17 protein-coding genes are annotated in these 22413 nt (G+C 65.2%); 11 read left to right on the top strand and 6 right to left on the bottom strand.

Annotated elements, in window-relative coordinates; all coding sequences use genetic code 11:
* Nucleotides 1–13 precede the first annotated feature (13 nt).
* Nucleotides 14–1396 carry an L-serine ammonia-lyase gene (locus GL300_RS02415; protein ID WP_155037966.1) on the bottom strand — a complete coding sequence of 461 codons (1383 nt, stop codon included), beginning with the start codon at nucleotides 1394–1396 and terminating at the stop codon, nucleotides 14–16.
* A 229-nt stretch (nucleotides 1397–1625) separates the two neighbouring features.
* Between GL300_RS02415 and dusB the strand changes: the two genes are divergently transcribed.
* The 9 genes from dusB to hflX all read left to right on the top strand — a co-directional run bounded on the left by dusB (nucleotide 1626) and on the right by hflX (nucleotide 13943).
* On the top strand, nucleotides 1626–2651 hold the full coding sequence (gene dusB, locus GL300_RS02410) for a tRNA dihydrouridine synthase DusB (protein ID WP_155037965.1): 1026 nt from the start codon (nucleotides 1626–1628) through the stop codon (nucleotides 2649–2651).
* Nucleotides 2648–3796, top strand: a complete 1149-nt coding sequence (locus tag GL300_RS02405; RefSeq protein ID WP_155037964.1) for a two-component system sensor histidine kinase NtrB — start codon at nucleotides 2648–2650, stop codon at nucleotides 3794–3796. The genes dusB and GL300_RS02405 overlap by 4 nt, the downstream gene beginning before the upstream one ends.
* An 8-nt stretch (nucleotides 3797–3804) precedes the next feature.
* Entirely contained in the window at nucleotides 3805–5277 is a 1473-nt protein-coding gene (locus tag GL300_RS02400) for a response regulator (RefSeq protein WP_155037963.1), read from the top strand.
* Nucleotides 5278–5415: 138 nt separating this feature from the next.
* A complete protein-coding gene (locus GL300_RS02395; RefSeq protein ID WP_225612020.1) occupies nucleotides 5416–7620 on the top strand; it encodes a sensor histidine kinase NtrY-like in 2205 nt (734 codons plus the stop codon).
* On the top strand, nucleotides 7617–9005 hold the full coding sequence (ntrX, locus tag GL300_RS02390) for a nitrogen assimilation response regulator NtrX (protein ID WP_155037961.1): 1389 nt from the start codon (nucleotides 7617–7619) through the stop codon (nucleotides 9003–9005). Before GL300_RS02395 ends, ntrX begins: the two co-directional genes overlap by 4 nt.
* Before the next feature lie 273 nt (nucleotides 9006–9278).
* Nucleotides 9279–10655 (top strand): Trk system potassium transporter TrkA, encoded by a 1377-nt coding sequence (gene trkA, locus GL300_RS02385; protein ID WP_155037960.1) that lies wholly within the window; start codon nucleotides 9279–9281, stop codon nucleotides 10653–10655.
* A gap of 9 nt (nucleotides 10656–10664) precedes the next feature.
* Nucleotides 10665–12290, top strand: a complete 1626-nt coding sequence (locus GL300_RS02380; RefSeq protein ID WP_155037959.1) for a TrkH family potassium uptake protein — start codon at nucleotides 10665–10667, stop codon at nucleotides 12288–12290.
* 111 nt (nucleotides 12291–12401) lie between these two features.
* Nucleotides 12402–12635 (top strand): RNA chaperone Hfq, encoded by a 234-nt coding sequence (gene hfq / locus GL300_RS02375; protein ID WP_017999735.1) that lies wholly within the window; start codon nucleotides 12402–12404, stop codon nucleotides 12633–12635.
* Nucleotides 12636–13943, top strand: coding sequence for a GTPase HflX (hflX, locus tag GL300_RS02370; RefSeq protein ID WP_155037958.1), 1308 nt, complete (start codon nucleotides 12636–12638; stop codon nucleotides 13941–13943). It abuts the gene before it with no gap.
* A gap of 95 nt (nucleotides 13944–14038) precedes the next feature.
* Here the strand turns inward: hflX and GL300_RS02365 are convergent, their stop codons facing one another.
* From GL300_RS02365 to GL300_RS02345, 5 genes are all read right to left on the bottom strand, one after another.
* The gene (locus tag GL300_RS02365) at nucleotides 14039–14959 is read right to left on the bottom strand and encodes a carbohydrate kinase family protein (RefSeq protein WP_155037957.1); all 921 of its coding nucleotides are present in this window, start codon (nucleotides 14957–14959) and stop codon (nucleotides 14039–14041) included.
* A 35-nt stretch (nucleotides 14960–14994) separates the two neighbouring features.
* On the bottom strand, nucleotides 14995–16272 hold the full coding sequence (locus GL300_RS02360) for a TFIIB-type zinc ribbon-containing protein (protein WP_155037956.1): 1278 nt from the start codon (nucleotides 16270–16272) through the stop codon (nucleotides 14995–14997).
* Between the two features lie 10 nt (nucleotides 16273–16282).
* Nucleotides 16283–17413, bottom strand: coding sequence for an SPFH domain-containing protein (locus GL300_RS02355; RefSeq protein WP_155037955.1), 1131 nt, complete (start codon nucleotides 17411–17413; stop codon nucleotides 16283–16285).
* 102 nt (nucleotides 17414–17515) lie between these two features.
* Nucleotides 17516–18529: a DUF2927 domain-containing protein gene (locus GL300_RS02350; protein WP_246195061.1), complete on the bottom strand. Its 1014-nt coding sequence runs from the start codon at nucleotides 18527–18529 to the stop codon at nucleotides 17516–17518.
* Between the two features lie 41 nt (nucleotides 18530–18570).
* Nucleotides 18571–19758 (bottom strand): toxic anion resistance protein, encoded by a 1188-nt coding sequence (locus GL300_RS02345; protein WP_155037954.1) that lies wholly within the window; start codon nucleotides 19756–19758, stop codon nucleotides 18571–18573.
* 215 nt (nucleotides 19759–19973) lie between these two features.
* On the opposite strand from GL300_RS02345, the gene fabF reads away from it, so the two are divergent.
* Entirely contained in the window at nucleotides 19974–21236 is a 1263-nt protein-coding gene (gene fabF / locus GL300_RS02340) for a beta-ketoacyl-ACP synthase II (protein WP_155037953.1), read from the top strand.
* Complete coding sequence (gene mltG / locus GL300_RS02335; protein ID WP_155037952.1) at nucleotides 21233–22411, top strand: endolytic transglycosylase MltG; 1179 nt, start codon at nucleotides 21233–21235, stop codon at nucleotides 22409–22411. Before fabF ends, mltG begins: the two co-directional genes overlap by 4 nt.
* The last annotated feature ends 2 nt before the right edge of the window (nucleotides 22412–22413 follow it).

Below are 22413 nucleotides of genomic sequence, written 5' to 3'. Positions count from 1 at the left end.
CGCGCTTTTTGCCTCAGCAGTTCGGGACGTTGACGGCCAGACCGCCCAAAGAGGTCTCCTTGTACTTCTCGCTCATGTCCTGCCCGGTCTGGCGCATGGTCTCGATCGCGGCGTCGAGCGGCACGAAATGCTTGCCGTCGCCACGCAGCGCAAGGCTGGCCGCCGAGACCGCCTTGATCGCGCCCAGACCGTTCCGTTCGATGCAGGGCACCTGCACCAGCCCGCGCACCGGATCGCAGGTCATGCCCAGATGATGCTCCAGCGCGATTTCGGCGGCGTTCTCGACCTGCTCGGGACTGCCCCCCAGCACCGCGCACAGGCCCGCCGCCGCCATGGCGCTGGCCGAGCCGACCTCGGCCTGACAACCGCATTCCGCCCCCGAAATCGAGGCATTGTGCTTGATCAGCCCGCCGATCGCGGATGCGGTCAGCATGAACTCGTCCAGTTGCCGTTCCGAGGCGCCGGGCACATGGTCCAGCCAATAGCGGATCACTGCCGGGACGACGCCCGCCGCGCCATTCGTCGGCGCGGTGACGACTTGCCCACCGGCGGCGTTTTCCTCATTCACGGCCATGGCATAGATCGACATCCAGTCGTTGATGACATGGGGCGCCTTCATGTTCAGACCGGCCTCGGCCTTCAGCGCGTCATGGATCGCACTGGCGCGGCGGCGGATCGACAGCCCGCCGGGCAGGGTGCCGCCGGTGGCAAGTCCGCGATCCATGCAGTCGCGCATCACCTGCCAGATCCGGGAAATTCCGGCTGAAATCTGGGCATCGCTGCGGTGGGTGCGTTCATTCTCGCGCTTGAGAGTGGCGATGGATTTGCCTGATTTTTCGGCCATATCCAGCATCTCGGCGGCGGTGGCAAAGGGCCATGGCACGCGCGGCGCATCGTCGCTGCGGGTATCGTCGCCTTTCGCAGCCAATTCGGCCTCGGTCAGGACAAATCCACCGCCTATCGAGTAATAAACCTCGCGAGAGATCACGTCGCCCTGCGCGTCCGTGGCCATCAGCACCATGCCATTGGCATGCCCCGGCAAAGCGCGGTCGAAATCGAAGATCAGGTCGCGTTCGGGATCAAAGGCCAGATCGCCCAGCCCGGCGGGCGAGAGCACGCGGGTTTCGCGGTTCAGGACCAGCGCGGCTTCGGCGGCTTCGGCATCCAGCGTTTCGGGAAGAAATCCCGCCAGTCCAAGGATGGTGGCGCGGTCGGTCGCATGGCCCTTGCCGGTAAAGGCCAGACTGCCATGCAGGCTGGCGCGCAGGCCATGGGCGCGGAATGGCTGTGCGCGCAGCGCCTCAAGGAAGCGTCCGCCCGCAACCATCGGCCCCATGGTGTGCGAGGAGGACGGGCCGACCCCGATCTTGAAGATGTCGAAGACCGACAGGAACATGCGTGATACCCTTGTTACTGGATCTCACACTTAAACCCGGCAGGGGCATCGTTCCAGTGGCGCTGCGACCAAGCTTGGGGAGGAGTGCGACATTTGACGAAACCGCCTCTGCCCTATATTCGGTCATCAAGCCTGTTTCTTGAGCAAACTTCGCGTGGCGTGAACCGCCCGCCGAAAAGGCAACCGCCCCATTCTTTCGCATCTGCGCGCCCCGTCATACGAGTTTCCCATGAGTCTGCCCGAACCCATCATCCTTGGCGATACGCGACTTGGCCCGCCGGTCTTTCTGGCGCCGATGGCCGGGATCACCGATCTGCCCTTCCGTCGCGCCGTCGCGCGCCATGGCGGGGCCGGGCTGATGGTCAGCGAAATGGTCGCCTCGACCGAGATGGTGACGCCGCGTCCCTCGACCCGGATGGCGGTGCGCGCCAAGGCCATGACCGAGGGCACCTTGCCGGTTTCCGTCCAGATTGCCGGGCGCGAGGCGGGAGCGATGGCCGAAACCGCCCGGATCGTGGCGGGCATGGGCGCGCGGATCATCGACATCAATATGGGCTGCCCGGCCAAGAAGGTGACGGGCGGTCTGTCCGGCGCCGCCTTGATGCGCGATCTGGATCACGCGCTGGAGCTGGTCGAAGCGGTGGTTGGCGCGGTCCCCGACCTGCCGGTGACGCTGAAGATGCGGCTGGGTTGGGACGAGGATTGCATCAACGCCCCTGAACTTGCCGCCCGCGCCAGCGCGGCGGGCGTCCGCATGCTGACGGTGCATGGCCGCACCCGCGCGCAATTCTATACCGGCCATGCCGATTGGAGCCGTATTCGCAAGGTCGCGAACCTTTCCGATCGTCCGCCGCTGGTCGCCAATGGCGATGTGGTGGACGCGGCCAGCGCCCGCGCGGCGCTGGAGCAGTCCGGCGCGGATGCGGTCATGGTCGGGCGCGGGGCGCAGGGTGCGCCGTGGAAGCTGGCGCAGATCGCGCATGAGCTATGGGGCACGCCGGCGCCGGTGATCCCGCAGGGCGCGGCGCTGGCCGATGCGATCAGCGAACATTACCTCGACATCCTGTCGCTTTACGGCGCGGAACTGGGGCTGCGCGTCGCCCGCAAGCATCTGGGTTGGTATGCCGAGGCCAATGGCGCGGAAAACCGCGCCGAGCTTCTGCGCGCCCCCACGCCCGAGGCGGCGCTGGCGGCGATCCGCGCGGGCTTTGCCGGGGCCGAGCAGACCGATCCTCCTTCGGAGTATCCTTCATGAAATCCCGCGCCCCGGTCGTGCCCGACGATGAGCCGATCCCCGGCTTCATCCCTGCCGATGTCGGTCCGAACTGGTCGGCGCTGCCGATGCCCGCCGTGATCGTCGATGCGCAAGGCCGGATCGCCGCGCTGAACGATCTGGCAGAGTCCTTTCTGAACGTCTCGCGTCGTTCGGCGCTGGGGCATCACCTTGAAGGCCCGGACATGCTCAAGCGGCTGCGGATCGTGCCGCCGATGTCCGACATCCTCGACAAGATGCGCGAGGGGCATGACGCGCTGAACCGCTCCTCGGTGCGGTTCGAGATCGGCGACCGGCTGGGTGGCCATGTCGAACGCATCGCCACCATCTATGCGGGGCCGGTGCCCAGCCCGGCGGGCGGCGTCGTCTTCATGATGGCGCCCAGCGAAAGCTCGACCCGGTTGGGGCAGGGGCGGGCGGTGCGCTCGGCCGCGCGCTCGGCCATCGGCATGTCCGAGATGCTGGCGCATGAGATCAAGAACCCGCTGGCCGGCATTCGCGGCGCGGCGCAGCTGATCGGGATGAACCTTGCCCCCGAGGATCGCGACCTAGCCGACCTGATCGTCGCGGAATCGCGTCGCATCGTCGAATTGCTGGATCAGGTGGAACGCTTTGGCGACACCTCGGCCCCGAAACTGACCGAGGTGAACATTCATGACGTGCTGGAGCGGGTGCGCCGCTCGGCCGCCGTGGGCTTTGGCAAGGGGCTGCGGATCGTGCCGGATTACGACCCGTCGCTGCCGCCCGCGCTGGCCGATAACGACCAGCTGGTGCAGGTCTGCCTGAATCTGGTCAAGAACGCCGCCGAAGCGATCAAGCGGACCGGGCGCGAGACCGGGACCATCCGCATGCGCAGCTCCTATGACGGCACCTTGCGCATGGCCCCGACCGAGGCCGAGCCGCATGGCCGCAGCCTGCCCCTGCAGATCGAGATCGAGGATGACGGCCCCGGCATTCCGGAAGCCATCGCCGATCAGGTGTTTGAGCCCTTCGTCTCGGGGCGCGAGAACGGCACCGGCCTTGGGCTGGCGCTGGTTTCCAAGATCATTACCGACCACGGCGCATGGATCGCAGTCGAATCCCGCCCCGGCCGCACGATTTTCCGCATTTCACTTCCCAAAGCCTGAGGTAATCCATGGACGGAACCGTTCTGATCGCAGATGACGACCGCACCATCCGCACCGTTTTGACCCAGGCATTGACCCGAGCCGGTTGCCGCGTCCATGCCACCGGCTCGCTGGCGCAGCTGCTGCGCTGGGTCGAGGAAGGCCGGGGCGATCTGGTCATCACCGATGTGATGATGCCCGACGGCAATGGCATCGACATGATCCCCGCGATCCGCAAGGCGCGGCCCGACCTGCCGGTGATTGTGATCTCGGCCCAGAACACCATCGTGACCGCGATCCGCGCGACCGAGGCGGCGGCCTTTGACTACCTGCCCAAGCCCTTCGATCTGCCCGATCTGATGGTGCGGGCCGGGCAGGCGCTGTCGCGCCGGGCGCGCAAATCGGAACCGGCCCCGGTCGGCATCCCCTCGCCGGAAAACACCACCGACCCGACCTTGCCGCTGATCGGTCATGCGCCCGCCATGCAGAACCTGTTCCGCATGGTCGCGCGCGTGCTGAATGCCGATCTGCCGGTGATGATCGCGGGGGAGGCGGGCGTCGGCAAGACCGTGATCGCGCGGTCCTTCCACGACCTGTCTGACCGCCGCGAGGCCGGGCTGGCGGTGCTGACTTCGGCCGATCTGTCCGAGGAAGCCATCCACCGCGCCGCCGAGCGCGCCAATGGCGGCACCCTGCTGATCGAGGACCCTTCGGGCTTTGGCTCCGCCGCGCAGGCCCGGTTGATCGGGCTGATCGAGGCTTGGGAGGTCGGCCCCGGTCGCAACCAGATGCCGCGGCTGGTCTCTACCACCGGGGCCGATCCGCAATCCGACGTCGCGGGCGGACGGCTGAGGGCGGATCTGTACTACCGGCTGGCCGGGGTGACGATCACCGTGCCGCCGCTGCGCTCGCGCGTCGACGACATCCCGCCGCTGGCCCGTCACCTGCTGGCCCGCGCCGCGGCACAGGGCCTGCCACAGCGCAGCCTGTCCGAAGGGGCGACGGCGCTGATCCGTTCCTATCCTTTCCCCGGCAACGTGCGCGAGTTGGAAAACCTGATGCGCCGTCTGGCCCTGACCGCCGCCGGGGCCGAGATCGCCGAGGCCGAGGCCCGTGCCGCCCTGTCCGAATCAGTGACCTTGGGCGCACCTGCGGCCACGACTGCGGCAGCGCCGCCACGCCCTGTCGCGGTGCCCAATGCCACCGCGCCAAGCGCCGCCCCGGTCACGGCCATGGCTGAGCCGGCGAATGCGCGCCTGTCGCAATCGGTCGAAATGCACCTGCAGCGCTATTTCGATCTGCATGGCGACCAGCTGCCTCCGCCCGGCCTATATGACCGGATTCTCCGGGAAATTGAAAAGCCCTTGCTGGAAATCGCGCTGGACGCGACAGGCGGCAATCAGCTGAGATGTGCCGATCTGCTTGGCATCAATCGCAATACCCTGCGCAAGAAGCTGACTGATCTGAATATCGAGGTGACACGACGCCGCAAGCTGATGTAAAACGGCCACAGATGGCCGTACGAGAGTCTCGCAGCGGCCACAGGAACGCCACGGAACAGTGGCGAAACCATGAGGGCGGGCGAGTTGGCGGGAACGCTGTCCAGGGGTACATGGGAACGCGTCGTGCGTTTGCGGCGGATGCGTCGCGTTCGAAACGTGGCAACGCTGGGTCTGGCGGTCCTGGGGCCGCTTCTGGCCGGGTTGACCTTTGTCGTCATGGGGCCATTGGCCGGGGTCGAGTCGGGTAGCACCCTGCTGCGGCTGGTGCTGCTGGCCGACCTGATCTACCTGATTGTCCTGATCGGCATGGTCGTTGCCCGCATGACCGCGATTGTCGCGGCGCGGCGGCGATCGGCGGTGGGATCACGCCTGCATCTGCGGCTGGTCGGCGTCTTTGCCACCATCGCCCTTGTGCCAACGGTTCTGGTCGCGCTGTTTGCGGGTCTGACGGTCAATATCGGGCTTGAGGGCTGGTTCTCGAACCGGGTGCAGCAAGTGGTGACCAGTTCACTGTCGGCTGCCGAAGCCTATCAGGAGGAACACCGCCGCGATCTGACCAGCGACGCCAAGCTGCTGGCCGGGGCGCTGGTGCAGGCGGCACGCCAGAACCCGATGCTGGACGATGGCGAATTGCGGCTGCTGCTGGGGCAGGGGCAGGCGCTGATCCAGCGCGGATTGCGCGAGGCCTATGTCATCGACGGGCGCGGCACGATCCGCGCGCGCGGCGAGCGCAGCTATCAGTTCTGGTATGAGCAGCCCTCGCAGACGCAGTTCGATCAGGCGCAAAGTCAGGGGCTGGTGCTGATCCAGGACTGGCAGAATGACGAATTCCGTGCGCTGGTGCCGCTGGTGCCCTTGGCCGACCGCTACCTGTATGTGACCCGCGATGTCGATGGCAAGCTGCTGGGACTGCTGGACGATACCCGCCAAAGCGTCGGCGAATATCAGCGGCTGGAACAGGAACGCGGCCGGGTGCTGCTGGAATTTTCGCTGCTTTATCTGGGTTTTGCGCTGTTGCTGGTCGCGGCGGCGATGTGGCTGGGCCTGTGGTTTGCCGATCGCCTTTCTCGGCCGATCGGGCGACTGGCCGAGGCTTCCGAACAGGTCGGCAAGGGCAATCTGGACCTGCAGATCCCCGAGGCCGATACCGGCGACGAAATCCAGACGCTAGGCGAAAGCTTCAACCGGATGACCCGCCAGCTGAAGACCCAGCGCGAGGAACTGGTGGAAAGCTACCGTCTTGCCGACGACCAGCGCCGGTTGTTCGATTCTGTGCTGTCCTCGGTCACGGCGGGCGTGATCGGGCTGGATGCGGCCGGAGAGATCGACTTCTTCAACCGTTCCGCCACCCGGCTTCTGGGGCTGGACCCGAACCTGGCGCATGACCGCTTGCTGTGGGACGCCGTGCCGGAGTTTGCGCAGCTTTTCGACCGGTTGGGGCAGTCGGTCAATGAATCCGTGCAGGACGAGATCCGCCTGAACCGCGAGGGTCGCGTCGAAAGCCTGTTGGTGCGCATGGCGATCCGGCGCGGTGCGGCGGGCGGGCTGGAAGGTTACGTGGTCGCGCTGGATGACGTGACCGATCTGGTCTCGGCACAGCGGATGGCGGCATGGGGCGATGTCGCCCGCCGCGTCGCGCATGAGATCAAGAACCCGCTGACCCCGATCCAGCTGTCGGCCGAGCGTCTGAAACGCAAGTTCGGCCCCATCGCCGGCGACGAACGCGAGGCGCTTGAGCAATATACCGAAGTCATCATCCGCCAGACCAATGACCTGCGCCGGATCGTGGACGAGTTTTCGCGCTTTGCCCGCATGCCCGAACCCGACCGCAAGGAAACCGATATCGCAAGGCTGCTGCGCGACAGCGAGCTGATGCAGCGCGATGCGTTGCAGGGCGCGCTGGTCTCGGACATCCCGGATGAGCCGGTGATTGTCGATGCCGATGCGGGCATGATGCGGCAGGTCTTTACCAATCTGCTGAAAAACGCGGGCGAGGCGCTGGATGAACTGCGCTCTGCCCCGCCCGAAGGCTGGACCCCGGAAGTGCGGGTCGAGCTGAAAACCGCGCCGGATGCGGTGACGATCCGGATCATCGACAACGGCCCCGGTCTGCCCGAGGACCGTTCCAGACTGTTCGAACCCTACGTGACCATGAAACAGGGCGGCACCGGGCTGGGCCTGCCCATCGTCAAAAAAATCGTCGAGGAACACGGCGGACAACTGACCCTGACCGACGCGCCGGGACAGCGCGGCGCGATGGCCCAGATCCGCCTGCCTCGCGAAAGACAGCCCGTGCGCCTGACGGCGCGGCGCCAGAAACTAGAGCAGGACCACGTGAAATGACCGACATCCTCATCGTTGACGACGAAAAAGACATTCGCGAATTGATCTCGGACATCCTGCGGGATGAGGGTTACTCGACACGACTGGCCGCCAATTCCGACCAGGCCGTGGCCGAGATCAATGTCGCCGAACCTGCGCTGATGATCCTCGATATCTGGCTGAAGGACAGCAAGATGGACGGGATCGATATCCTCAAGCAGGTCAAGCGCAACAATCCTGACGTGCCCGTGGTGATCATCTCGGGGCATGGCAATATCGAGATCGCGGTCGCCGCGATCAAGCAGGGGGCCTACGACTTCATCGAAAAGCCCTTCAACATCGACCAGCTTCTGGTGGTGATCCGGCGCGCGATGGAAACCTCGCGCCTGCGCCGCGAGAACTCGACCCTGCGCCGCGGCGAGGCCCGCGCCGCCGAGATGCTGGGCAATTCGGCGGCGTTCCGACGCTTGCGCGAACAGCTGGACAAGGTCTCGAAGTCGAACGGCCGGGTGATGCTGACGGGCGAACCGGGTGCGGGCAAGGAAATGTCCGCGCGCTACATCCACGCCCATAGCCCGCGCGGCCGTTCGCCCTTTATCGCGGTGCCCTGCGCCACGATCGAGCCCGACCGCATGGAGGAAGTCCTGTTCGGGCGCGAAACCAGCGAACGCGGCATCGAGACCGGGCTTCTGGAGCAGGCCCATGGCGGGGTGATCTATTTCGACGAGGTCGCCGACATGCCCTTGGGCACGCAGACCAAGATCCTGCGCGTCCTGACCGAACAGCAGTTCCAGCGCGCAGGCGGCACCGACAAGGTGCGTGTGGATCTGCGGGTGATCTCCTCGACCAATCGCGATCTGGCGGTCGAGATCGCCACCGGCCGCTTCCGACAGGAACTTTACGACCGCCTGAACGTCGTGCCGGTTGCCATCCCTTCGCTGGCAGAACGTCGCGACGATATCCACCATCTGGCCAGCTATTTCATCGAGCAGTTCCACGCGACCCAGGGCCTGCCCCAGCGCGGGCTGCCCGAGGAAACCGTGGCCGCCCTGCAATCGATGTCCTGGCCGGGCAATATCCGGCAATTGCGCAACGTGATCGAACGTGTCCTGATCCTTGGCGATGGCACCGGACCGATCCAGCCCTCGGAATTGGAAAGCCAGGGCGCGATGGATGGTTCCGGTGAGGCCTTGGCGCTTGGCCCCCAGATCACCAGCCTAGCGCTGCGCGAGGCGCGCGAGCTGTTCGAGCGCGAATACCTGCTGGCGCAGATCAACCGCTTCGGCGGCAATATCAGCCGCACCGCGCAATTTGTTGGCATGGAGCGCTCGGCCCTGCATCGCAAATTGAAGTCGCTGGGTGTCGTCGGCGGCGTCCGGGTCGAAGAAGAGCTGATGGGCAAGTAACGCCCGAATTGCCATGCTGCGCGGGTGGCACGCGCAGCATGGGTATTTGTGAAACGAAGAGTTCGCAGGCTCGCGCCCGAATTTCACCGGTTCGGGATCCGCGGCGACGCGCCCAGTGGCTTTCTTCGTTCTTAAATACCCATCGCGACATGGTGGGCAGGCGTGGCGCTGCGGCCCGGGTCGTGGGATTTGCGACGGGTGTTTTTTGCTGTATCCGCAAAGGGACCGGCGGGGTAGGATCGCCGGTGCGGCGTAAACATCCATGAGGCGGCGATGAAAATCATCATTTGCGGGGCAGGGCAGGTCGGCTGGCATATCGCGCGCCACCTTGCCGGCGAACGCAATGATGTCACCATCATCGACACCAATGCCGAGCTGATCCGCCGCGCCACCGACGCGCTGGATGTGCAGGGCGTCACCGGCTTTGCCAGCCATCCCGATGTGCTGGACCGGGCCGGGGCGCGGGATGCCGACCTGATCATCGCCGCGACCTATTCGGATGAAGTGAACATGGTCACCTGCCAGGTCGCGCATTCGGTCTTTCAGGTGCCGCGCAAGATCGCGCGGTTGCGGTCCAGCGCCTATCTGGATGCGATCTATTCCGATCTTTACCGCACCGATCACCTGCCGATCGACGTGGTGATCAGCCCCGAGCGCGAGGTGGCACGGGCCGCCTTGCAGCGCCTGTCCGCGCCCTCGACCTTCGATGCTGAGACCTTCCTGAACGGGCGGCTGCATCTGTTGGGGATCTCGCTCGACCCTGACAGCCCGGTCCTGAACACGCCTTTGCGCCAGTTGACCGAGATGTTTTCCAGTCTCAGCGCTATCGTTGCGGGCGTGCGGCGGGGCGGCAAGCTGTTTGCGCCCGAGCCGGGCGATCAGCTGTTCGAGGGCGACCAGATCTATGTCTTTACCCTTAGTCAGGATGTCCCGCGCACGCTGGAAATCTTTGGCAAGCCCTCGGCCCGGCAGGAAAGCGTCGTTATCATCGGTGCGGGCAATGTCGGGCTGGCTGTGGCGCAGGCGCTTGAGGCCAGTCCCGAGCGCGTCCGCGTCAAGGTGATCGAGCGTGACCGCGCCCGCGCGGAGGATGCTGCCGATGCGCTGAACCGGACCATCGTGCTGAATGGCGACGGGCTGGCGGCGGAACTGCTGGAGGAGGCGGCCGTGCCGCGCGCCGATGCGGTTTTGGCCGTCACCGATGACGATAAGACCAATATCCTTGCCGCCGTCCGCGCCAAGCAGGCGGGGGCGAAACTGGCGATATCTCTGGTGAATGATCCGACGCTGATGTCGATGATGGACACGCTGGATATTGATGCCTTCATCAATCCGCGCGCCAGCACGGTGTCGACGATCCTGCGCCATATCCGTCATGGTCGGGTGCGCGACATCTATTCGATCGGCGATGCCGAAGCCGAGGTGATCGAGGCGCAGGTGCTGTCGACCTCGCCCATGGCCGGACGTCCGATCCGGGACATCGAGTTTCCCGAAGGCGCGCTTCTGGGCGCGGTGCTGAAGGGCGACAAGGTGGTCAAGCCCACCGGCGATCTGCGCATCGAAGAGGGCAATATCATCATCATCTTTGCCCTTGCCAAGGACGTCCCCGAGGTCGAGCGCCTGTTGCAGGTCTCGATCGACTTCTTCTGAGGCCGCGTGATGGGTTTTCTGGTCCGCCTGCCACTTCTGGTGATCCTGGCGGGGATCGTGTCGCTGGCGATGATGTTGCCCGGCGGCTATGCCCATGTGTTGAACCAGCACGATCTGGGCTCGGCCTTCATGAGCAGCGGCGCGGTGTTTCTGGTGCTGTCGGCGCTGCTGGGCATTGCCACGGCGGGCGATCCGCAGCGCTCGCGGCCGCGCAGTGTGCTGCTGACCATGCTGGGGGCGCTGACGCTGCTGCCCGCAATGATGGCGGTGCCGTTCCTGCTGGGCCTGCCCGATACCGGCTTCTTCAACGCCTGGTGGGAGATGATTTCCTGCCTGACCACTACGGGCGCGACCCTTTACGCGGCCGAGCTGTTGCCCGCGCCGTTGCATCTGTGGCGTTCGCTGGTCGGCTGGATGGGCGGGCTGTTCATGTTGGTCGCCGCCGTGGCCTTGCTGGCGCCGCTGCGGGTCGGGGGCTTCGAGATCCTCGCCTCGCCCTATGGCCGCAGCGAGCGGTTCGAACGGTTGCCGCGTTCCGACAAGCAGGGCGGGGCGGTCATGCCTTATATGACCGAATCCAGCCTGCGGAGGGGAATGGCTGATCCGGCCAGCCGGGCGATGCGCGCCTTTCGCGAGGCATTTCCGGTTTATGCCGGGCTGACGCTGGCGATGTGGACCCTGTTGCTGATCCTGGGCGAAAGCGGCTTTCTGGCACTGACGCGGGCGATGGGAACGCTGTCGACCAGCGGTATCAGCCCGATCAATGGGCCGGCGGCGCAATCCAGTGGCGTGGCGGGGGAAATGGTCATTTTCCTGTTCCTGATCCCGGCATTGTCGCGGCGTTTCTGGCCGGGTGGCGGCGAGCTGAAGACCTCGGACAGTTGGCTGGGCGATCCCGAATTGCGGCTGGCGGCGGGGGTGGTGCTGCTGGTCGCGGCCATGCTGTTCCTGCGCCATTTCATCGGCGCGATCGGGGTGTCGCCGACCGGGGCGCGGGGTTTGTTTGATACGCTCGACAGCGCGGTTTCGGCCGCTTGGGGCGGGATTTTCAACGGGCTGAGCTACCTGACGACGACGGGCTGGAACTCGGTAGAATGGCAGGGCGCGCGGAACTGGTCGGGGATCAGCTCTCCGGGGCTGATGCTGGCGGGGCTGGCGGTGATGGGCGGGGGCGTTGCCACCACGGCTGGCGGCGTCAAGCTGCTGCGGGTCTATGCGCTGGCCCGCCATAGCGAACGCGAGCTGGAAAAGATCGTCCACCCGGCTTCGGTGGGTGGGGGTGGGCTGATGGCGCGGCGGCTGCGGCGCGAGGGGGCCTATCTGGCCTTCATCTTCTTCATGCTGTTCGCCTGTTCGCTGGCGGCGATCGTGCTGCTGATTTCGCTGCAGCAGATCGAGTTCGACAGCGCGATCATGCTGTCGGTGGCCTCGCTGACGAATACCGGCCCGCTGGCCGGGGTGATTCCGCTGACGCCGACCTTTCAGGGCTCGGCCGGGATCGCCGGGGCACCGTGGGAGGGCTGGGCCGGGCTGCCCGGCATGACCAAGGCAGTGCTTGCCGGGGCGATGATTCTGGGCCGGATCGAGACGCTGGCATTGCTGGCATTGCTTTCGCCGGAATACTGGCGAAAATAGCTTGCATGGCGTTCATGCAACGCCACGGGGCAGATGGTCCAAGCTGTGCTTGCATGCCCCGCAAGCCTCGCCTAATTCTTGAAAAACATCGATAAGAACAAGGTGCATGGAATGGCCGGCGACAAACAGAATCTCCAGGACGCGTTTCTGAACCATGTCCGCAAGGGCAAGGTGCCGGTCACGATCTTCCTTATCAACGGCGTCAAGCTGCAGGGTGTGATCACCTGGTTCGACAATTTCTGCGTGCTGCTGCGCCGCGACGGCCAGTCGCAGCTGGTTTACAAGCATGCGATCTCGACCATCATGCCGGGACAGCCGATCAGCCTTTACGATGGTGAGGACTGATTGGCAGATCCGACCGAGACCCGCGAACGCCCCACACGAGCCTATGTGATCCACCCGGATCTGGGGAATTCGCGGACGCGCCGCTCGCCCGAGTTGGCGCTTGAAGAAGCCGTGGCACTTGCCCATGCGCTGCCTGCCATCGACATGGCCGGGGCCGAGGTTGCGAAACTGCGCAACCCCGACGCCGGCATGCTGTTTTCGAAAGGAAAGCGGCAGGAGATTGGCGAACACATCAAGGCCGCGGCCGAGGGTGAGGGAGCCGAGCTGGTGCTGATCGACGGGCCGGTGACGCCGGTCCAGCAGCGCAATCTGGAAAAGGAATGGGGCGTCAAGATCCTCGACCGGACCGGCCTGATCCTTGAGATCTTTGCCGACCGGGCGCATACGCGCGAGGGCGTGTTGCAGGTGGAACTGGCGGCGCTGGCCTATCAGCGGACGCGGCTGGTTCGCGCCTGGACCCACCTTGAGCGTCAGCGGGGCGGATTGGGTTTTGTCGGCGGTCCGGGTGAAACCCAGATCGAGGCCGACCGCCGCGCCATTGATGAGCAGGTGATCCGCCTGCGTCGCCAGCTTGAGCGTGTGGTCAAGACCCGCGAGTTGCACCGCAAGGCGCGCGCCAAGGTGCCCTATCCGATCGTCGCGCTGGTGGGATACACCAACGCCGGGAAATCCACGCTGTTCAATCGCCTGACCGGGGCCGAGGTTCTGGCCAAGGACCAGCTTTTCGCGACGCTGGACCCGACCATGCGGCAAATGTCGCTGCCCGGCGGGCGCAAGGTGATCCTCTCGGATACGGTGGGGTTCATCAGCGACCTTCCGCATGAACTGGTCGCAGCCTTCCGCGCCACGCTGGAGGAGGTGCTGGCCGCCGACCTGATCCTGCATGTCCGCGACATCAGCCATCCCGAAACCACCGAGCAGGCGGGCGACGTGGCCGATATCCTTGGCAGCCTTGGCGTCGAGGAGGACGTGGCGCAGATCGAGGTCTGGAACAAGATCGACGTCCTGCCTACCGAAACCCGCGAGGCCTTGCAGCGCGCCGATTCCCGCACCGAAGGTGCGCAAGCGATCAGCGCGCTGACCGGCGAGGGGCTGGAGGAATTGCTGGCCCTGGTCGAGGACAAGCTGGCCGAGACGTTGGACGAGCCGCGCGAGCTGGTCACGCTGCAACTGGCCCATTCGGATGGGCGGCGGCGAGCATGGCTGCATCGTCAGGGCATCGTGCAATCCGAGGATATCGGTGAGGATGGCGTGGCTGTGAGTGTCAGCTGGACCGCTCGGCAGAAGGCGCAATACGAGGCGCTTTGACCTGCGGCGCTGGTGATGTTGTGGCGTCGTTGCTGGGGTATTTGAAAAACGAAGAAAGATGGGGTCGCGCCGGATGGGCGCGGCCCCTGTTCGTTTCAGGCCGGGAGTGCGGCCAGTTCATGCGCCCAGGGCGGGTTTGCTCCGGGGCGGGAAACGGTGATCGCGGCGGCGCGGGTGCCATTGGTCAGGGCGCTGAGCAGGGTCTGGGGCGAAAGTTTGGCCAGCCCCTCGCGGCTAAGCGCGCCATCGGACTGAAGCGAGGCGAGGACGCCTGCGTTGAACGTGTCGCCCGCACCGATCGTATCGGCGACCTCGACGCGGGTGGCGGGGGCATTGACCGGCTCACCTGCCCAATATGCGCGGGCGCCTGCGGCGCCGCCAGTTTGCAGGACCAGTGTGACGCCGCGGGCCAGAAGGTCGGCTGCGGCCTGTTCAAAGCTGACGCCCGGCATCAGCCATTCGAGGTCATCGGCCGAAAGTTTGACGATATCGGCCATGCTGATCAGCCGGTCCAGACGGGCGCGGTAGCGGTCGGCATCTGTGATGAAGAAGGGACGGATATTCGGGTCGAGCATCACCGGGACGCGGTTTTTCAGCCGGATGGCCAGTTCCTCGACAGCGGCACCACAGGGATCGGGGACAAGGCTGATACCGCCGATGAACAGCGCCGAAATCTCATCTGGGATTTGCGGAAGGTCAGCCGGGGCAAGCATCCGGCCCGCCGAGCCCTCGTCATAGAAGGAATAGCGCGCCTCTCCGCCGATCAGGGTGACGAAGGCCAAGGTGGTCAGCCGGTCGGAGCGGGGACAAAGCGTGGTGTCGACCGCGGCATCGGCCAGCGGGCGCAGCAGCAGTTCGCCGAACGGATCGCGCGAAATCGGCCACAGATAGGCGGTCGGGGCACCGATCCGGCCTAGGGCGATTGCGGTATTATAGACCGCGCCGCCGGGCAGAGGGCGGAAGCCCGCGCCCTCGGGGACCATGTCGATCAGCGATTCGCCTGCACACAGGATCATGCCTGTCCTCCCATTCCATGCCGCGTTTCATGCGGTCATGGAGGGTGATAGCGGTAACTCGTGCCGCTGTTAAGATCGACCTGATAGCTTGATCCGCCGATCTGCACATAACCGCCCTGCTCGTTCAGCCACAGCAGGCCCATCAGCAGGGCAAGGGCCAAAAGCACGGCGAAGGCGATCTTCCAGACCGAATAGGGCCGCTCGCCCTGCACCCGTCCCGACTGGCCGTTGACGACGAAGCGGTAGCTTTTGCCGTTATAGCGATAGGCGGCCGTCCAGATCGGCAGCAGGATATGCTTGAAGGTCTCATCGGCATGGGCGGTGCGGATCTGCGCGACCTGCTGTTCATTGCCGCCGATGGCGCGGCGCACATCCATGACGATCACGCCCGCCATTTCCTGCCGCCCGATCTCATGCCCCGAGGCGAGGGGGATGGTGTAGCCCTCGGCGGTGAAACCCGCGAGATATTCGGGCTGGTAGGTTTGCAGATGCGACAGATCCCAAGGGGTCAAAGCATCGGTGATGCGGCGCGGCAACGAACTGGCCGCCAGCACCAGCACATCGTTGAAGTTGCGCGCGACCTGACCCGAGACCGGCGTCCAGCGGGTCCGGCGGACCTGACGCGCGACCTGCTGCCTGCGGCCATTGATCTCCTCGGTGACCCAGACGGTTTCGTAATACCAATCGCCGCGCGCACCGGAATAGGCCGAGCGGGTGTCCGCGTCGAAGGTCCAGAAGGGGGAATAGACCCCGGTCATCCGGCGCCCGCGTCGGGCATAGGCGGTCAGCCCCGAGGGGGCGAACCAAAGGCCTTTCATCCAGCTTTCCAGCGCGGATTTGGCCTGATCCTCGGTAATGATAAAGGGCAGCACGCCTTGCGGTTTCAGCAGCCGCGTCGTGCCGGTATCGGTCACCACCGCCGTGGCGCAGAAGGGGCAGCTTGAGGCGTGGCTGTCGGAAGTGACCTCCAGCTTTGCGCCGCAATTCGGGCAGGACAGGGTGCGGACGGTCTGGGTCAGGTCGCTGTCGCGGTCGATTCGCAGCCCGTGTTCCAGCGGCAATTCCTGCAACTGGGGGGCCTTGTGGCTGGCATCCCATTGCAGGGCGCGGCCCGTGGCGGGGTCGCGCAGGATGATCTGATCGGCCTCGACGCCGCCGCGCACCTGACGGCTGGGCGCGCGGGCGGGGCCGGGGCCGATATCCTGTTCATGCCCGCAATAGGGGCAGGTCAGGCGCTGCTGGCCGGGCGAGAATTCAAGGCTCGCGCCGCAATTCTCGCAGGGATAGCGGTATTCTGACGGAGGGGTCGGCATTCAGGCGCGCTCAGCCGTCCTGCTTGGGCAGCGGCGGCGGTGGGGGCGGCGGCGAGACGGTGAAAAGCTGCGCGAGTTCCGCGACATCATCGGCGGATTTCCAGCCGTCCTGTCCCGGCGTCCAGACCATGGTGTCGCGGGTGAATTTCCCCTCGCGGACCAGCCGTCCCAGATGGGCGCGACCGTAAGGGCCATCGGCCTGACCGTCCACGGCGATATGCCAAACGGTTTCGGGATGCAGCGGCGGCGGGGTCTGCGGCGCGGCTTGCTGCGGGGCGACACCCCAAGGGCCGCGACCGACGCCGGCCATAGCCGCACCCATGCCAGCACCCAGACCCGCGCCAAGCCCCGCGCCCATGCCGCCGGGTTGGTTCGAGGCGTTCAGCATCGCCTCGGAGGCCGCGTATTGGCCGAAGCGGTTCAGATCGCCGACGATCCCCATCGAGGTGCGCTTGTCGAGCATCTTTTCCACCTCATCGGGCAGGCTGATGTTCTCGATATAGAACTCGGGGATGGTCAGGCCGTATTCTGCCACGGTCGGGCTGATCGCCTTGGCCACCAGCTTGCCGAACTGGTCGGTATTGGCGGCCATGTCGAGGACCGGGATGCCCGAGCCCGCGATCATGCGCGAGAATTCCTGCACGATGATATTGCGCAGCTGGAAGGTGATCTCGTCCTTGGTGAATTCGCCGTCAGTGCCGACGATTTCCAGCATGAACTTGCCGGGATCGGTGACGCGCATGGAATAGGTGCCAAAGGCGCGCAGGCGCACCGGGCCGAATTCGGGATCGCGGGCAATCACCGGGTTCTTGGTGCCCCATTTCAGGTCGTTGAAGCGGGTGGTGTTGACGTAATAGATTTCCGACTTGAACGGGCTGCGGAAGCCGTGGTCCCAGTGCTGCAGCCGGGTCAGGATCGGCAGGTTGTTGGTTTCCAGCATGTAAAGGCCGGGGCCGAAGACATCCGCCAATTGGCCTTCATGGATGAAGACTGCGGCCTGTCCTTCGCGCACGGTGATTTTCGCGCCGTATTTGATCGCCTTGCCCACGGTCGGGAAGCGATAGACCATAGTGTCGCGCGTATCGTCGGTCCATTCGATGATGTCGATGAACTCGCCGCCGAAGATATCGAGGATACTCATTGACCAAGCCTTTCACGCTGCTGCGGTGAACCGGATGTCTGCCGGTCCGATAGTGCCTTGGCCCAAACTCGCGTCAAGGCCCTGCGGTTGCGCGGCAAGTTGTCACGTGCTGGTCGCCAACAGCTTGCGCGCGATTTCAAGGACGATGGGTCGGGCCTCGGCCTCGGTCATGCCGGGGCGCAGGCGGGGGTCGTAGAGGATCTTGAGCAGCAATTCGTCATGATGGGTCAGATAGGCGAATTCCTCATCATCGTTGAAAAGCGAGGGGCGGACCAAGCGGCTGTCATTGGCAAGGCCCAGCCCCTGCGCGACTTCCTCATGGATGCAGGAACGGCGCAGGCGTGGCGGGGTTTCCGAGCGGATCAGCACCACCGCCTGATCATAGGTGGTCATGTCGCCGCGCGAATAGGCGAAGACCGTGCAGTAATTCTGCGGCGCAAGGTTCGACAACGCGGCCACGTCGCTGTCGGGAATGCCGGGCACCAGCGCGGCAAGACGGGGGCCGATGGCGCGGCGCTCGTCCTCGTTCAGGATCAGGACGGTGACATTGCCGGTATCCGCGCCCAAGCTGACGCTGTGGCCGGTCGCGGCCTGCAGGCGCGCGGCGTAGCTTGAGATATCCGAGCGGTCGCGGGCGCGCTGGGCCGAAGACACCGAGTCGCCGAATTCGATACGCAGGCGCACCGGTTGCGCCCAGCGGCGCAGAGGGGCGGGCGTCGCGCGCGAAATCAGCCTTTCGCCGTCGCGGGTATATTCATCATACAGCGCGATCAGCACGAAATCGTCGGTCAGACGTTCCGGCGTCAACTGGATGTCCGAGCCGTCATCGGTACGCAGCAATCCGCGCGACAGCAGCGTTTCCTCGACCCCCTTGAGGTAGTCGCGCATGTTGCGACTGGCCGGGCTGTCGGCGGCGACGCTGGCCGCGACATTGGTGGCGCGGGCCTTTTGGGCGCGCGCCTCTCGCAACGCGGCCTGATCCGCAACCGGGCGGTCGGGGCGCCGCTTTGGCGCCTCGGCGCTGATGGGCGGTTCGGGCGGCGGCGCGGGTGGCGTCTCGACGCAGGAGGACAGGAATGCGACCGCCATGCAGGCCAGAGCGGTTCGCGATGCCAAGGAAGAGGTGATGAAATCCGTATTGGCCTGTCTTGTCACGATTACCCCGATGCGGTGCCGGTCTGTGGCTGGGTCGGGCGCTGCGTGGCACTGGCCGCGGCAAGCGTCCGGCGGAGTTCGCCTTCCATATGGGTCAGCTCTTCTTCGGCGGCGGCGCGGCGGGCCTTGCCTTCGTCGGCGATGCGCAGGCTGTCCTCGATGGTGGCGATCAGCTCGGCATTGGCGTCGCGGATGGATTCGATGTCAAAGACGCCGCGCTCGGTCTGGGTGCGGATTTCCTGATTGGCCTGACGCAGATTCTTGGCGTTGGCGATCAGCAGGTCGTTGGTCAGGTCGTTGGCGTCCTTGACCGCGCGGGCGGCCTCGGCGCTGCGGCGGATGGTGACGGCCTGCGCCAGCTGGGTTTCCCACAGCGGCACGGTGTTCACCAGCGTCGAATTGATCTTGGTGATCAGCGACTTGTCGTTTTCCTGCACCAGCCGGATCGAGGGCAGGGACTGCATCGTCACCTGCCGGGTCAGCTTCAGGTCATGGACGCGGCGCTCCAGATCGTCGCGGGCCGAGCGCAGGTCGCGGAGTTCCTGCGCGGCCATGACCTTCTGTTCCTCGGGGGCGGCCTCGACCGCGGCTTCCTTGGCGGGAATGTCGGTCTTGTCGATCAGGGCCAGCTTTTCTTCGCCGGCAGCGATGTAAAGCGCCAGTTCGTCGTAGAAGTTCAGCGTGCGGTCATAAAGCACGTCGAGCGAGCGGATATCCTTGAGCAGCCGATGCTGGTGGCTGTCCAGATCGGCGGTGATCTTGTCGATCTGGCCCTGCACTTCCTCATAGTTGGCGACGAACTTGGCGAAGGGGGCGGCGCGGCCGGTCAGGCGCTCCCACCAGCTGCGCTCGCGGCGCACGTCAAGTTCGCTGACCGAAAAGCCGCGGATGGTCGTCACGATGTCGCGCAGGGATTCGCCGGCGGGGCCGATATCCTTGTTCTTCACATCGGCCAGCATCTCTTGGCTGATTTCCTGCAGTTCATTCTGGGCGCGAGCCCCGAAATGCACGATCGAGCTGGTATCCTTCAGGTCGATTTCCGAGATGCGCTTGCGGATTTCCTCGGCCGTTGTGCCCTGCGCCTGGGCCAGAGCCGGGGGGGCGGGATGGGGATCGGGCAGCACCACCGAGGTCACGGTTCTGATTTCGTCCAATGCGGCTTCTGCGCTGGCCTTGGTCTGGGTCGTCATCCGTCGTCCTTTCGGTTTCTCATGCAGGACCTGCCGAAAATGATAGGCCCTTTTCGGGGTTGTTCAATGCCGTCCGGGCGACGACTGGGGGAAAAGGACGCGCGCCCAATTCGCAGGCGCAACGCGCTGAAATGCGGCATGGTTGCCATGACGTTGCGCCATGGTCACGCGACGTGTAGAACCTGACCGATTATAAGAAGGTTAAGGAGCCGTCTATGCGCAGAGTTGTCGTCACCGGCCTTGGGATGGTCACGCCGCTGGCCTCGGGGGTCGAGGAGACCTGGAAGCGCCTTCTGGCGGGAGAATCCGGCGCCGGACCCATTACGCGGTTCGATGCAAAAGATGTTACGACCAAATATGCCTGCGAAATTCCCTTTGGCGACGGCACGGACGGCACGTTCAACCCGGACGAGTGGATGGAGCCGAAGGACCGTCGCAAGGTCGATGACTTCATCCTGTACGGCATGGCTGCCGCGACGCAGGCGGTGAAGGATTCCGGCTGGGAGCCGCAGACCACCGAGGATTTCGAACGCACCGGCGTCATGATCGGCGCGGGGATCGGCGGTCTGGCCTCGATCGCGGAAACCGCGGTGCTGATCAAGGAGCGCGGGCCGAAGCGGGTTTCGCCCTTCTTCATTCCGGGCGCGCTGATCAACCTTGTCTCGGGTCAGGTCTCGATCCGTTTCGGCTTCAAGGGTCCGAACCACGCGGTGGTCACCGCCTGCTCGACCGGGGCGCATGCCATCGGTGATGCAGCGCGGCTGATCGGCTTTGGCGATGCCGACGTGATGATCGCGGGCGGCGCGGAAAGCCCGATCTGCGAGATCGGCGTGGCGGGCTTCAACGCCTGCAAGGCGCTCAGCACCAAGCGCGAGAACGATCCCAAATCGGCCAGCCGTCCCTGGGACGAGGACCGCGACGGCTTCGTCATGGGCGAAGGCGCGGGCGTTGTCGTCCTTGAGGAATACGAGCACGCGAAAGCGCGCGGCGCCAAGATCTATGCCGAGGTGCTGGGTTACGGCATGTCGGGCGACGCCTATCACATCACCGCCCCCAGCGAGGATGGCGATGGCGGTTTCCGCAGCATGACCAATGCGTTGAAGCGCGCGGGGATCACGGCGGCGGATCTGGATTACATCAACGCGCATGGTACTTCGACCATGGCCGACGTGATCGAGCTGGGCGCGGTTGAGCGTCTGCTGGGCAATGCGGCGGGGAATGTCGTCATGTCCTCGACCAAGTCGTCGATCGGTCACCTGCTGGGTGCAGCTGGCGCGGTCGAGGCGATCTTCTGCATTCTGGCGATCCGTGACCAGATCTGCCCGCCGACGATCAACCTGGACAATCCGGCCCGCGAAACCAAGATCGATCTGGCCGCCAATGCTGCCGTGCGCCGCAAGGTGGACTATATCCTGTCCAACAGCTTCGGCTTTGGCGGGACCAATGCCAGCCTGGTGATGGGGCGCGTCAAGGAATGATCTGGCGCCATATCGTTTCGAACTTCCTGACGCTGCTGATCGTGATCCTGATCGCGATCGCGGCGGCGGTTGCCTGGGCCAAGCATCAGTATTTTGCCCCCGGACCCAGCGCCACGGCGCAATGCGTGCGTGTCGCTCCGGGCGCGAGTCTGTCCGAGGTCAGCGACCAGCTGGTTCAGCAGGGGGTCGTCTCGAATGGCTATATCTTCCGGGCGGGCACGGATTATCTGGGCAAGTCGCGCGGGCTGAAATACGGCTCGCATCTGGTTCCGCCCGGTTCCAGCATGGAGCAGGTGGTCGATCTTCTGTCCTCGGGCGGGGCTTCGACCTGCGGGGTTGAACTGGTGTTGCGCGTCGGCGTGCGCGAGAATTCCGTCATCCTGCGCGATCTGGACCCGGCAACGGGCCAGATGACCGAGCAGGCGAAGTACAACCCGGCCACCGAACCCGCCCCCGAAGTGGTCGCTGCCGCTGAAAAGGCCGCCGATTCGCGTCTGCGAATCACCGTGGCCGAGGGCGTGACCAGCTGGCAGATCGTCGAGGCGCTGAAGCAGGCGCCCTATATGTCGGGCAATATCGCCAAGGTTCCCGCCGAGGGCACGCTTGCGCCCGACACCTATGACATCCAGCAGGGCGCGGACCGGGCGCAGCTGATCGCCGAAATGGAGAAGCGGCAGTCGAACTTCCTTGCCGCGGCATGGGAAAAGCGCGCGGCGGATGTGCCCTACAAGACGCCGCAGGAAGCGCTGACCATGGCCTCGATCATCGAGAAGGAAACCGCCGTTCCCGACGAGCGCCGGGTCGTGGCCAGCGTATTCGTGAACCGGTTGGGCCGCGGCATGCGGCTGGAGACCGACCCCACCGTGATCTATGGCATCACCAAGGGCGAGGGCGTTCTGGATCGTGGCCTGCGCGGATCGGAACTGCGCCGGCGCACGCCCTATAACACCTATGTCATTCAGGGCCTGCCGCCGGGACCGATCGCCAATCCGGGCAAGGCCTCGATCGAGGCGGCGCTGGACCCCGAGGAAACGGAATACGTGTTCTTTGTCGCCGATGGCACGGGCGGACATGCCTTTGCCCGCACGCTGCAGGAGCATAACGAGAATGTCGCGCGCTGGCGGGTCATCGAGCGCGAGCGCGGGCAGCAGATTTCCCCCGTTCAGGGCAACTAGAT

The sequence above is a fragment of the Paracoccus litorisediminis genome (assembly GCF_009711205.1).
In the GTDB taxonomy this organism is placed as follows: Bacteria; Pseudomonadota; Alphaproteobacteria; order Rhodobacterales; family Rhodobacteraceae; genus Paracoccus; species Paracoccus litorisediminis.
The sequence above is the reverse complement of the archived record's forward strand: the minus strand, read 5'-3'. Positions and strand labels throughout refer to the sequence as shown.

Excerpts from the sequence above, each read along its gene's own strand:
- GL300_RS02415 (WP_155037966.1), bottom strand. The coding sequence starts at position 1,396 with ATGTTCCTGTCGGTCTTCGACATCTTCAAGATCGGGGTCGGCCCGTCC.
- dusB (WP_155037965.1), top strand. The coding sequence starts at position 1,626 with ATGAGTCTGCCCGAACCCATCATCCTTGGCGATACGCGACTTGGCCCG.
- GL300_RS02405 (WP_155037964.1), top strand. The coding sequence starts at position 2,648 with ATGAAATCCCGCGCCCCGGTCGTGCCCGACGATGAGCCGATCCCCGGC.
- GL300_RS02400 (WP_155037963.1), top strand. The coding sequence starts at position 3,805 with ATGGACGGAACCGTTCTGATCGCAGATGACGACCGCACCATCCGCACC.
- GL300_RS02395 (WP_225612020.1), top strand. The coding sequence starts at position 5,416 with ATGCGTCGCGTTCGAAACGTGGCAACGCTGGGTCTGGCGGTCCTGGGG.
- ntrX (WP_155037961.1), top strand. The coding sequence starts at position 7,617 with ATGACCGACATCCTCATCGTTGACGACGAAAAAGACATTCGCGAATTG.
- trkA (WP_155037960.1), top strand. The coding sequence starts at position 9,279 with ATGAAAATCATCATTTGCGGGGCAGGGCAGGTCGGCTGGCATATCGCG.
- GL300_RS02380 (WP_155037959.1), top strand. The coding sequence starts at position 10,665 with ATGGGTTTTCTGGTCCGCCTGCCACTTCTGGTGATCCTGGCGGGGATC.
- hfq (WP_017999735.1), top strand. The coding sequence starts at position 12,402 with ATGGCCGGCGACAAACAGAATCTCCAGGACGCGTTTCTGAACCATGTC.
- GL300_RS02365 (WP_155037957.1), bottom strand. The coding sequence starts at position 14,959 with ATGATCCTGTGTGCAGGCGAATCGCTGATCGACATGGTCCCCGAGGGC.
- GL300_RS02360 (WP_155037956.1), bottom strand. The coding sequence starts at position 16,272 with ATGCCGACCCCTCCGTCAGAATACCGCTATCCCTGCGAGAATTGCGGC.
- GL300_RS02355 (WP_155037955.1), bottom strand. The coding sequence starts at position 17,413 with ATGAGTATCCTCGATATCTTCGGCGGCGAGTTCATCGACATCATCGAA.
- GL300_RS02345 (WP_155037954.1), bottom strand. The coding sequence starts at position 19,758 with ATGACGACCCAGACCAAGGCCAGCGCAGAAGCCGCATTGGACGAAATC.
- fabF (WP_155037953.1), top strand. The coding sequence starts at position 19,974 with ATGCGCAGAGTTGTCGTCACCGGCCTTGGGATGGTCACGCCGCTGGCC.
- mltG (WP_155037952.1), top strand. The coding sequence starts at position 21,233 with ATGATCTGGCGCCATATCGTTTCGAACTTCCTGACGCTGCTGATCGTG.